Source organism: Klebsiella sp. RHBSTW-00484, assembly GCF_013705725.1.
GTDB lineage: Bacteria > Pseudomonadota > Gammaproteobacteria > Enterobacterales > Enterobacteriaceae > Klebsiella.
On record NZ_CP055481.1, the window covers coordinates 3,461,272 to 3,474,978 of the forward strand.

The window sequence follows — 13,707 nt, forward strand, 5'->3', positions numbered from 1 at the left end:
CATCTTTCTATTCATCAAGGGGCCAGATGGCCCCTTTTTCTATCCTCCTAGTCACTTGATGCACCGCGAATAATATTGGAATTTCGGGAAGCAAATGCGTGGAAGCGGGACAAAATAGCGCCTTTCATACTGCCGTTGCGGTCCAGATAATATCCGTAACGCACGACAGTCTGGCCAGTACCTGCGGGAACAACGAAGTCCATAGACTGGACCTTCATCGAGTCGCCTTCTTGCGCATACAAAATGCCGTCAATACTGATTGCACACGTCATAGCGCCACCACCTGATGTCGCGCCGGCGGTGCGCATCAGGATGCAATAGCCCGGTTCAGCGGAAAAATCACCTGAACCTGAAATATTGATTTTGTCATCCTGACGTAACGCTCCAACCAGTTGAACTCGCTGTGCGAATGGCTGACGATCTACGACCATCAGGTCATACCATACCCATGTTGCCTTAGGGATGGAACGTGATCGATGCTGGGCGATATTGATACCATACGCACCAACATCACCGACAATCTTCGCCGCCTGAACTGTTCCCAGAACATTGCAGTTTTCACGGATGGTGACGTTATTAAATTCACCACCATCTGCATAGACGGTGCCGCGAAACCTCCCGTTATTGAACAGGCAGGCTCCATCTTTGGAGACGAGCCAGCCTGTCGAACCATCAGCCCAGTTATAGTTACTGGAACAAATGAAATCGCCAATTTTCGCGTTATCAATAGAGCCATTTTTAATACGGGCCGAATCAATGTAGAGCTCGTTACCCTCAGCAATCATCACCGGCACAGCGGATTTGCTGTTGCGGTTGAACAGTGAGAACCGATCAGCGTATAGGATCATGTCGCTGGTATCGCCATCACTCCCCAGCACGATACCCGCACCGACTTTCTTCCCGTTGTTGGTCTCAACCTTGATGCTGTACATCGAGTTGAGCTTGCCGTTCGTGTCAGCCAACGTCTGCCCATGCGCCTGCACCGTAGATGACAGGTTGCCCACTGTACTGTTCAGGCTGGTCAGACTGGTGGCCGCAGACTCAATTTTGCCTTCAGCCTGCGTGACTCGTGTCGACAACGAGTTAACCGCACCGACGTCCGCCTTATTCCCCAGACTGTTCTGCAGACTGGTGATCGACTGGCCCTGAGAGGTAATTTTCCCCTCATCATTCGTAACCCGGGTCGTCAACGCGCTGATCGCCGATGCGTTCACGTTGTTGGCAACTTCATCGGTTACATCAAGACAAAATGCATCATCGAGATAGAGATAGCCGGCTGACAAACTGGAACGAATTGAAACAATCAGCGAGGCATCTGCTGCAGGTTTATAATCGGCACTAATCTGCGTCCATGATGTACCGACATTGGAACCAGATAGCGGGATGTCTTTCACAAGCCCGCTGGCATTTCGGATGCTCACTTTCGTGTTATCCGGATTGCTGACAGCAAAGTCACCCGATTTTCGCGCCCAGACGCCTACACGATAAGTCCGGCCGCCCACCATATTCACGGTTTGATCACAGGCAGTTGAACCACTGGCGGTTTTGGTTGCCTGGATGATCAATTTCCCGCTTTTCGGATTCTGCGCAGCTAGCGTAGTCCATCCATCATTCGACCAGCCATCAAACCCGCGCTCAAATGAATTATTCGCCAGCATGTTCGTCGGCATAGATTTAGCCGCATCGGCATCCTGCTGTACCGCTGAAATGCTGTTATTCAGGCTAGTGATTGACTGGCCCTGGCTTTCGAGTTTGTTCTCCGCCTGCGTGACCCGGTTCGTTAGCGTGTTGACCGCCGAAGCATCCGCTTTTTTCGCAATCTCCGTATTCGCAGACGACAGGCTACCCTGCAGGCTGGTGATCGACTGGCCCTGGCTGGCCAGCGTATTCCCCTGCTGCGTCACGGTGTTCTGCAGCGCCTGCAGCGCGGTGGCATCGGCTTTCTTACTGACGTTGGTATTCGTCGTCGACAGGTCGTTCTGCAGCTTCGTGAGCGACTGCCCCTGGCTGGAGAGGGTCCCTTCAGCGTTGCTGACACGGCTAGTCAGGCCACTTATCGCACCAGCGTTGGCAGCAATTTTCGCTTCGTCGGTAATATCCACGACATAAAAATCGTCGACGTACATTTCGCCGGCTGACAACGACGCCCAGATCGCCGCTTCAACTGTTGCATCAGCTGCGGCCGTCCAGCTGCCGTTGACTTCTACCCATGTTGCCCCCGTCGGCAAATCTGCCGTGATAAAGTTGGCACCATAGATAATCGAACCGCTGGTATCGCCAATTCGCAGCTTGTGATAGGACTGATCCGCTGTGGCCGCCGCAGTGTTACGACGGGCAAAAACACCGACCCGATAGGTCCGGCCGGCTTTGACATCGATGCGCTGAGCAATGGTCGATTTACCAACGCCACAACGTGCAATCATGCCGCCACTATGCGGTGATGCGGCCGAACTGAATGTCGCTGGCCCGGATATCGTCCAGCTTTTGCTGCCTAACTCAAAACCACTGTTTACGAGCATGTTGCCCGCTACGGCGGCGCCAGCGGCCGCATCATTCTGCAGCGCGGCCACATCGTTCTGTGTCGCGCTGAGGCTGTTGTTCAGCTGCGTCAGGCTGCTGCCCTGGCTGGTCAGCGTGTTCCCCTGCTGCGTCACCGTGTTCTGCAGCGCCGACAGCGCGCTCGCGTCCGCCTTTTTACTGACGTTCGCGTTCGTCGTCGACAGGTCGCCGTTCAACTTCGTGATAGCGCTGTTCGCAGCGGTGATGTCCTTGCCCTGCTGCGTCACCGTGTTCTGCAGCGTCTGCAGTGCGCTCGCGTCCGCCTTTTTGCTGACGTTCGCGTTCGTCGTCGACAGGCCGTTTTCCAGCGCCGTGGTCCGGTTCCCGATGCTGCTTAACGTATCGCCCTGCTGGCTGACTTTCGTCGTCAAGGATTCAACCGCAGACGCCGTGGCGTCCGCTGTCGCCTGAGCGTTAGCCGCTGCCGTTATGTTGCGGCAATGCCAGTCCGTGACATACCAAATCGTGCTGAACGGTGCGCTCTGGGAAATTTGCAGGAACGGGCGGAAAAATCCTTTCGCGGCAACCGCCGCGGTTACGGTCCAGCGCCAGGTGGTACGAACCCACGTAGCGCCGGCTGCAGCTGAAACGGAACCACCAGAGTTTGCAGCCGCGATCCCGCCAGCGGGTGATCCCGATGAACCAACGTACAGATTGAACGCTGCCGTGCCCGTACCGCATGCCACCAGAGCCGAAAACTCGATAACATCACCGGCAGTTGCCACGATGTTGTTCATGTTTGGAATGTGATCGCGGCTGGCCAGCCGCGTAGCGTACTTAAACGGGCACCCTGCCGGCACACCCTCGGCGTCCGTGGACACAACGTTATAACCCATCTGGTTATAGGCCGGGTCAAACGTCGGGTTGGGGATCAAATCATCCCCTGCCGCTTTTGCTGCAGTAATCGCGGCTGTCAGCGAGGTGATGTTGCTGTTCGCCGCCGTCATCCCGCTTTCCGTTTTCTCAACGCGGCCGGTCAGCGATGTCAGCGCGCTCTGATCCGCCTTTTTGCTCACGTCGTTGTTAGTGCTGGCCAGGTCATTCTGCAGCTTCGTAATCGACTGGCTCTGACTGGCCAGCTTGCCCTCCGCCGAATCCACCCGGCTGGTCAGGTCACTGACTGCCGACGCGTTCGCTTTTTTCGCCACGCCATTTGACGAAAAAACGTCAACGTTGCGGAGATACAGGCGGGCACTGGTTGCCGGCGCCCAGCTGCCGGCCGCGAATCGCAGATAGACAAAATTACCGGCGAAATTATCCGGGATCGTCAGCGCGATACTTTTCGTCTTCCAGCTGGTCGTCACGCTACCCAGCCAGGATGCCTGCGATGCCAGCCACGTTATTGGATTGCCTAAATCGGTAATAACCCCGACCGTATCCGCCGATACGCTCGTGATGGCCTCGGAGGATTTCATTTCGAACGACAGCGTCAGCGTGGTGCCGGCTTCAACCGGGATTCGTGTCGTGTTAGCAACGCGAATGGACCCGGTGGTCGTCCGCAACGCCTTCTCGCCCGCATCATAGGTAAACGCCGATCCGGTTCCGGAATCATCCCAGAACGAGGCATCCACGTTCAGCCCACCATTGCTGATCAGGCTACCCTCGGCCAGCGAGTTTTTCAGCATCGTCAGCTGAGCGCCCTGGGCGGTAATTGTCCCTTCGGCATCGGTAACGCGGTTGGTCAGCGCTGTGACCGCGGTCCCATCCGCCTTTTTCGCAATGTTCGCATTCGCCGATGACAAACCACCCTGCAGACTGGTGATCGCCTGTCCCTGGCTGTCCAGCGTGCCCCCTTGCTGCGTCACGGTGTTCTGCAACGTCTGCAGGGCGGTGGCGTCCGCCTTTTTCGCAATGTTGCCGTTGGCCGTGGACAGATCATTCTTCAGTTGGGTAATCGACTGGCCCTGGCTGGTCAGCGTATTGCCCTGCTGGGTTACTGTCGTCTGCAACTGACTAATCGCGCCAGTATTTGCCTCGGTATTGATACGTTCGGTGACATCAATGACATAAAAATCGTCGAAATAACGATTACCTGCTGTCAGATAGTTGTTCAATGTGACAGGAAGGCTGGCGGTCTCCGTGGCTTTCCACACCTTGCTGAACTTAGTCCAGTCGGTGCCGGCGCCGGTATAGGGGATCTCAAGCACCGGATTACCCGCGCTGTTACCGATCCGCAGCTTATTGTTGCCGGCACCATTATCCGTTGTGCCGGCGACCTGTTTAACCCACACGCCGACGTCATAGGTGCGGTCTTTGACAAAATCGATGTTCTGCCCCGGCACCACACTGCCCGTATCAATTTTCAGTGCTCGGGCGCCGGAGTGCGGCGCCTGGACTTCCACCACCGTGCTCTTCGCTGAGATGCCAATATAACCGTCGGTGCCGCGCTCAAACGACGGGTTAACGATCAGGTTGCCCGGCATTTTCCCGGACGCATCGGCGTCGGCCTGCACGCTATTCAGGGTGTTATTCAGGCTGGTGATGCTTTCGCTTTGGCTTGAAAGTTTTCCTTCCGCCTCTGTTACGCGGCTTGTCAGATTGCTGACCGCGCCCGCGTCCGCCTTTTTACTGACGTTCGCATTTGTCGTCGACAGATCACTATTCAGCTTCGTGATGGCGCTGTTCGCGGCGGTGATGTCCTTGCCCTGCTGCGTCACGGTGTTCTGCAGCGTCTGAACGGTGCTGGCATCCGCCTTTTTCGCAATCTCCGTATTCGCAGATGACAGGCTACCCTGCAGGCTGGTGATCGACTGGCCCTGGCTGGCCAGCGTATTCCCCTGCTGGGTCACCGTGTTCTGCAGCGTCTGCAACGCGCTCGCATCCGCCTTTTTGTCGACGTTGGTGTTCGTCGTCGACAGGTCGTTCTGCAGCTTTGTAAGCGACTGGCTCTGGCTGGTGATGGCCCCTTCCGCGTTGCTTACCCGACTTGTCAGACCGCTGATTGCGCCAGCGTTGGCCGTAATGTTCGTTTCGTCGGTAACATCGACGAGATACAAATCATCAAAATACTGCTCGCCGGCACTCGCAGAGGTTCGAATAGAAATCTCAAATCGCGCATCACTCGATGGTGCATAGGTACGGCTAAACTCGGTCCAGATATTCCCCGTATCCATGCCAGAGATCTTGAACTGCAGGTCGGTGATGATAGAGCCATCTGTGCGGCCAATGCGCAGCTTGTTGTTACTCTGGTTCGAGATAACAGTACCTGCTTTGCAGCGGGCAAAAACGCCCAGCTTATAGGTGCGCCCGGCTTTCATATCTACCAGTTGACCAACGGCTGTATCACCGGTAGTGGTGCGCAGAATTTTAGCGCCACTGCGCGGTGCAGCAGCATCAACGACCGCATAATTTCCGGACAACGTTGTCCAGCTGGCCAGGCCTCGCTCGAAACCACTGTTTACGAGCATGTTACCCGGTACGGCTGCGCCGGCGGCCGCATCATTCTGCAGCGCGGCCACGTCGTTCTGTGTCGCGCTGAGGCTGTTGTTCAGCTGCGTCAGGCTACTGCCCTGGCTGGTTAGTGTGTTCCCCTGCTGCGTCACCGTGTTCTGCAGCGCCGACAGCGCGCTCGCGTCCGCCTTTTTACTGACGTTCGCGTTCGTCGTGGACAGGTCGCCGTTCAACTTCGTGATGGCGCTGTTCGCGGAGGTGATGTCCTTGCCCTGCTGCGTCACCGTGTTCTGCAGCGTCTGCAGTGCGCTCGCGTCCGCCTTTTTGCTGACGTTCGCGTTCGTCGTCGACAGGCCGTTTTCCAGCGCCGTGGTCCGGTTCCCGATGCTGCTTAACGTATCACCCTGCTGGCTGACTTTCGTCGTTAGTGAATCAACCGCAGACGCCGTGGCGTCCGCTGTCGCCTGAGCGTTAGCCGCTGCCGTTATGTTGCGGCAGTTCCAGTCCGTTACATACCAGGTCGTACCGAACGGACTGCTCTGGCTAATCTGCAGAAACGGTTTAAAGTATCCGCCACGATCAAGCATCGCTTGATTCACCGTCACCTGCCATTTAGTTCGGCGCCATGTCACTCCGTTAGAAGCTGTTACACCGCCACCAGAGGTGTACGCGGAATAGCCGCCAGATGGGCCACCCGATGTACCGATGTAGAATTGAAATGACGCCGTACCGCCCGCTTTGACCGCTACCAGCGCGTTAATGTCGAAAACGTCCCCCAGCTTAGCCGGCCAGGAATTAATGCCCGGGATATGATCGCGCGCTGAGATTTTTGCCGCATATTTAAATGGGCATCCTGCCGGAACGTCTGGATCGTCTGCTGTGTTTACAACTGTATAGCCCATCTGGTGATAGGCCGGGTCAAACGTCGGGTTGGGGATCAAATCATCCCCTGCCGCTTTCGCTGCAGTAATCGCGGCGGTCAGCGAGGTGATGTTGCTGTTCGCCGCCGTCATCCCGCTTTCCGTTTTCTCAACGCGGCCGGTCAGCGATGTCAGCGCGCTCTGATCCGCCTTTTTGCTCACGTCGTTGTTAGTGCTGGCCAGGTCATTCTGCAGCCTCGTAATCGACTGTCCCTGGCTGGTCAGCGTCCCTTCCGCCGAATCCACCCGGCTGGTCAGGTCACTGACTGCCGACGCGTTCGCTTTTTTCGCCACGCCGTTTGACGAAAAAACGTCAACGTTGCGGAGATACAGGCGGGCACTGGTTGCCGGCGCCCAGCTGCCGGCCGCGAATCGCAGATAGACAAAATTCCCGATGAAATTATCCGGGATCGTCAGCGCGATACTTTTCGTCTGCCAGCTGGTCGTCACGCCACCCAGCCACGGCGACACCGAGACCAGCCAGCCCGTTGGATTACCCAGATCAGTGATAACCCCGACAGTGTCCGACGACACGCTCGTGATGGCCTCGGAGGATTTCATCTCGAACGACAACATCAGCGTGGTGCCGGCTTCAACCGGGATTCGTGTCGTGTTAGCAACGCGAATGGACCCGGTGGTCGTCCGCAGCGCCTTCTCGCCCGCATCATATGTGAACGCGGAGCCAGGTCCGGAGTTATCCCAGAATGAGGCATCCACGTTCAGCCCGCCATTGCTGATCAGGCTGCCCTCGGCCAGCGAATTTTTCAGCATCGTCAGCTGAGCGCCCAGGGCGGTGATCCCCCCTTCAGCTTCAGTCACGCGGTTGGTCAGCGCTGTGACCGCTCTCCCATCCGCCTTTTTCGCGATGTTCGCATTCGCCGATGACAAACCACCCTGCAGACTGGTGATCGCCTGTCCCTGGCTGTCCAGCGTGCCCCCCTGCTGCGTCACGGTGTTCTGCAGCGTCTGCAGGGCGGTGGCATCTGCCTTTTTCGCAATGTTGCCGTTGGCCGTGGACAGATCATTCTTCAGCTGGGTAATCGACTGGCCCTGGCTGATCAGCGTATTGCCCTGCTGGGTTACTGTCGTCTGCAACTGACTAATCGCGCCAGTATTTGCCTCGGTATTGATACGATCGGTGACATCAATGACATAAAGGTCGTCAAAATAACGATTACCGGCTGTCAGATAGTTGTTCAGCGTGACGGGAAGACTTCCGGTCTCCGTGGCTTTCCACACCTTGCTGAATTTTGTCCAGCCGGTGCCGGCGCCGGTATACGGGATCTCAAGCACCGGATTACCCGCGCTGTTACCGATCCGCAGCTTATTGTTGCCGGCGCCATTATCCGTTGTGCCGGCGACCTGTTTAACCCACACGCCGACGTCATAGGTGCGGTCTTTGACAAAATCGATGTTCTGCCCCGGCGCCACACTGCCCGTATCAATTTTCAGTGCTCGGGCGCCGGAGTGCGGCGCCTGGACTTCCACCACCGTGCTCTTCGCTGAGATGCCAATATAACCGTCTGTGCCGCGCTCAAACGACGGGTTAACGATCAGGTTGCCCGGCATTTTCCCGGACGCATCGGCGTCGGCCTGCACGCTATTCAGGGTGTTATTCAGGCTGGTAATGCTTTCGCTTTGGCTTGAAAGTTTTCCTTCAGCCTCTGTTACGCGGCTTGTCAGATTGCTGACAGCTCCGGCATCCGCTTTACCCGCCAGGGAGTTTTGCAGGGATGTAATAGCACTCCCCTGGCTGGTCAGCGTGCCCCCTTGCTGCGTGACGGTGTTCTGCAGCGACTGCAGGGCGCTGGCATCAGCTTTCCCGGAGATGCTGTTATTCAGTTGAGTGATCTGCTGACCCTGAGACGTGATTTTTCCTTCTGCCGACTCCACCCGGCTCGTCAGCGCACTGGTGGCGCTGGCATTCGCCGCGATCGCTTTCTCATCCGTGATATCGATAAAGAACGCATCATCGAGATAGAGATAGCCCGCACTCAGGGATGTTCTCAGGGAGAAGACCATCGTTGAATCAACCGTGGCCCTATGCTCGCCAGTGAACAACGTCCATCCACCTGCTATGTCCGCAGCGGGCATCATCACATCTACAACTGGCCCGGTAGAATTGCGCAGGCTGAGTTTCGTATTGCTGGGATTGCTGATCGCAAAGTCTGCTGATTTGCGTACCCATGCACCAAAACGGTAGCTCCGCCCGGCCCTTAACGTCACGTCCTGGTCGCATGCCGTTCCGTTGTTGGTCGTTTTACCTGCCTGCAGGATCAGTTTCCCGGATTTCGGATTCTGCGCGGCCAGCGTCGTCCAGCCGTCATTGCGCCAGCCATCAAAACCACGCTCAAACGAGCCATTTACCAGTTGGTTCGTCGGCTGGTTTTTACCCGCATCAGCATCCAGCTGCGCGCTTGTAACGCTGTTGTCCAGCTGCGTAATGCTGGCGCTCTGAGAAGTGATACTCCTCTCTGCAGCATCGACACGGTTCGTCAGGCTGCTGACCGCTGCGGCATCCGCTTTTTTGCCCAGCGTGTCATTAGTGACGGACAGATCGTTTTGCAGTTTAGTGATGGCGCTGCCCTGGCTGGTCAGCGTATTGCCCTGCTGGCTGACCGTAGATTGCAGGCCTGTAATGGCAGTGCTGTTCGCGGCCACACCGGACTCTGCCTTCCCAATCCGGTTCGTCAGCGATGTCAGGGTACTACCCTGGCTGGTCAGCGTGGTTCCCTGCTGCTCGACTTTCTGCGTCAGCGACTGCAGAGCGCTCGCGTCCGCCTTCTTGCCGAGGCTGGTTTCCAGCCCGCTGATTTTGCTGGCCTGGGCGCTCTGCACAGTTGAAATGGAGCTGAGCTCCTCCGCTACCGACGCCTTGTTTTCATTAAACTGCGTTTGCAGCGACTCACGCGCCGTGACCTCCGCCGCATCAGCGGTGATACGTGCGTTCATCTCCTGGTACAGCAGGCCTGAGCGCAGATCCGCCAGGCTGTTGCTGTCCGTTGAACCCCGAATTTGCGCGGCAAGCGTCGAGCGTTTTTGCGCTTCCGCTTCATCCGCGTTAGTACGCGCGGTTTCCTCATCCCTCAGTGCAGCGGTACTGGCGGCCGGGGCCGGGCGTCCGACCGATATCCAGTGGATCAGGAAATAATTATCTGCGTTCTGGCTCTGGGCCAGATCGAGACGGAATCGGCGGATAGTGCCGGAGGCATTCCAGTTAATATCCGAGATGGCCACCACGCTGATACCGTCAGCATCAAACTCCTGATCAGGGATACTGACGACGCGGGAGTCATTCCAGCCCGTTTCATCAACACCTATCCAGTAAAGCCGGCCTCTCCACGTTGGATTGCCCACACGTTTAATACGCAGCATAACGGTGCGATAAGACGACGCTGGGATGGCCTGGCCGTTAGGCGAACGACAGGAAGCATTGCTGTTTGACGCCTTCAGCCAGCCATCATCCGTGATTTGCATCGGTATCTGACCGCCATCATCTTCGGTCCAGCCCTCGTTATCCTTATCGAAATAGAAAATATTGAACGAGTCAAATTGCTGGCCGCTGCCGGCGGAGATTTCAGAAATCTGCCGCGCGAGAGAGTCGTCGCCATCCTGCATGATGGTCTGCAGGTGATCGATGGCCGCAACACGATCATTGCGCTCATTCAGCAGTTGGTCAGCTGCCTGCGCGGCTTTCGCATTCACATCTGCGATACGATCTGCTGTTTCCTGCCTGACCGCCTTATCCCAGCCCGTATTCGCCTGCGCGATGCTTTGTTTGAGGCCATTTTCGGCAGTCTGAATCTGTTTTTTCAGCGCTTCATCACCGGCGGTGACCGCTTTATTCACGTCATCAATCTGCTGATTAACGCCTGCTATCTGATGATTAACGTCAGCGTTAATACTGCTCACAGCATCAGTTATCGTCTGATTTACCCCGGCAATCTGCTGCTCGATGCCGGCATTGATATCTGAAACCGTATCATCAATATTTTTATTAACGCTGGTGATTTTCTCATCCAGTGATTTGCTGACAGCAGTGATCTGATCGTTAGCCGCATCGATAGCCTTGTTGGCAGCACCGATGCTTTGGTTAACTGTCGAAATATTGTCATCGAGTGTCTGATTTACGGTATCGATGTTCTCCTTTATCGACTTGTTGACCGCGTCAATCTGGCTATCAACCTCCTTATTGATAGCCGTAACGGTCTCTTCAATATTCTGGTTAACGGCCGAAACCTGCTGCTCCATATCCTCACGGATAACGTCGGCGGTTTCCGTCAGTTGCTGATGCGTCTCCTCTATATCACGCTGGACCTCCTCCCATGCCGGCGTTTGTTTGATTGCATCAGTCAGCTGGTCGTAATACGCGCCGATATCATCGCTGGCCATGCCCTGCACCCAGGCAGTCCACGGGCTTTCATTGCCGAGGCGGTCCACAATTCTCGCCCGGTACCAGAACATGGCCGCGATCTGCAGCCCCATTTGCTGGTACGTTTTTCCCGGATACGCAACATCAGAGAGCGCCATCGCCCCGTTGCCGTTCGGGTTTGGACTGTATTGCAGCTCAGTTTTTTGGGTGTCGCCGGTGCCCGCAGGGAACTCCCAGTTCAGCTGCACGCCATGCAGTAACGAGGTCGTTGTCAGGGCGATCGGCGCCGACGGCAGACCAATTTTACCGGTCAGCGTTTTCTCTTCCGAATACGCCCAGCCGCTGGAAACCTCAGCGGCATTAATCGCCCAGACGCGCACCAGGTAGCGACCCGCATAAATGCCGGTGATCTCGAACGAGGTGGTCGAGCTGCGCGGCACTTTTATCCAGTTGCCGTCATTTCGGCGCCACTGTGCCTCATACGAAATCGCGTCTTTAACCGCGCTCCACTGCGCCTGCATCGTTTCGACGCTGATACCCTGATTCACCACAGAATACGAGCTGATAACGATATTTTCCGGCGGCGACTGATTCCCCGGGGGGATAACACTAATCGGGCGCTGATCGATAATCGCGCCATTGTCGATACGTGGGAATTTATCCGGGTCGTGGGCCACGCCGGTGATGGTATACGTGGCGTTGTTGTTGTCCTTGACCCCGATAACGCGGTACTGCTGCGCAACCAGGTCTGCATACTCGACGATCCAGACGCACTCCGATTCCGGAGTCTCGCTGTATGCCGTCGTGACTGTAACCTGCCGGCGGCCGTTGACCGACTGTATGGTCCTGGCCTGAGAGATACCGGACGGCAGGTTCAGCTGCAGCCGATCGTCAGCTTTTGCGTCAATATCACGGTCGAGCGTGATCACCCGGCCGTTAACCCCGCTGATACGGCCGCCATTGACTCTCCCGGCCAGCAGTTCGTCGGCCAGCGCAATGATGTAGCCCGGCTGCGGGATTTTGCCATCGAGACCGACATCGATCTCAACCAGGCGGTCCTTATTGTTGGTCAGGATTCCCCATAGCCCCTTACGGTGTGCCTCGCTCTGGCGGGTACACCCGATGGCTGTCACCTCAAGCTGGTTAAAGCTGTACCGGCTGACCAGCTCCGGAACGAATGCCGGCTCCATCGCGTCAGAGTAGGCGTTAGCCGGATCTGACCAGGATACCAGGGCGTTGGTATAGCGGGCCTTACTGGTGCTGCTGGAGTAGCGGGGCTTACCAATAATGTTCGCCCGGGTGTAGTTGAAATCGACATCGCGGGGCATATCTGCCTGCACGACAATCTGCTCACCACTCCAGCAGATCATCCCACGGAAAATGGCGGCAAAATCGCGCAGCACGGTGTACGCGTCGTTGCGTTCTTGCACATAGACGTTACAGAGATAGCGAGGCTCCATGCCATCGCCGCCCCTGCCGTCAGGGATCAGCTGGTCGCAATACTGCGCAATCTGATACAGCGTCCATTTCGAGATATTGGTGCTGGTCAGGCGGTTGCCGAGTCCAAAACGGTCCTCCACAACAATATCGTAATAAATCCAGGCCGGGTTATCCGTCCAGGCCCACTTAAACCCACCGGTCCAGACGTCGGTATATTCACGGGTCTCCGGGTTGTAGTTGTCAGGAACGCGGACAACGCGCCCACGCGGCTCACAGGAAATCTGCGGGATAGAGCCATTGAACAGCTTTGAATCGAACTCGAGATAAAGCAGCGCCGTGTGGGGGTAACGCAACTTCGCGTCAATCACCTCGGTGTAGCTCTGCAGCGTCATGACATCGCCAATTTTTACGCTATTGGCGTCGGGCGTAATTTTCCGCAGGCGCAGGGTCCAGGTGCTGCCCGCCCGGGGCAGATCGATGCGGTGGCTCCGCTCATAACCGGAGGTCGTCTTGCCTGTGACCGCGGTCTCAAGAACAGTCTGCCAGACTCCACCATCCGTCTGCATGTCCAGCGCATATTTGACGGTATTTCCCACCACATCGCCATCGTCTTCCTGTTTCATCAGGGACGGCCATTTCAGGCGGACGCGAACAGCGGATAATTGGGTATTCGTAAATGTGTGGGTCCAGGCTATAGAGCTGGAAACTTCCGTCCCGACGCTTATTTCATTTTCTGTTCCGGGAATACCATGAATATAAGTCTGAGCCTGCGTGCCTGGGCGAAAATCCCACACAACACCCGGGAAGTTTTCCGAGCCATCGGCATTTTCAAGAGGGGTTCCATCAAGATAAATATCTTTTCCCGTTAAACCGCCAGCGAATTCCCCCTCGCCTAACGCAATCAGTATTTTGGCTTTTGCTACAGACTGTAAATCGTCTGGCTGTTCCGTCGGTGTCCGCTGCTTTGAGCTGCCACCCTTGCGCCCTTTAATTATGCTGTTTGCCATATTACGCCCATAAAAAAAG

General features: G+C 56.4%; 1 protein-coding gene. It reads right to left on the reverse strand.

Annotated elements, in window-relative coordinates; all coding sequences use genetic code 11:
* Positions 1-47: 47 nt before the first annotated feature.
* Positions 48-13,688, reverse strand: coding sequence for a carbohydrate binding domain-containing protein (locus tag HV213_RS33760; RefSeq protein WP_442788107.1), 13,641 nt, complete (start codon positions 13,686-13,688; stop codon positions 48-50).
* Positions 13,689-13,707: the final 19 nt, after the last annotated feature.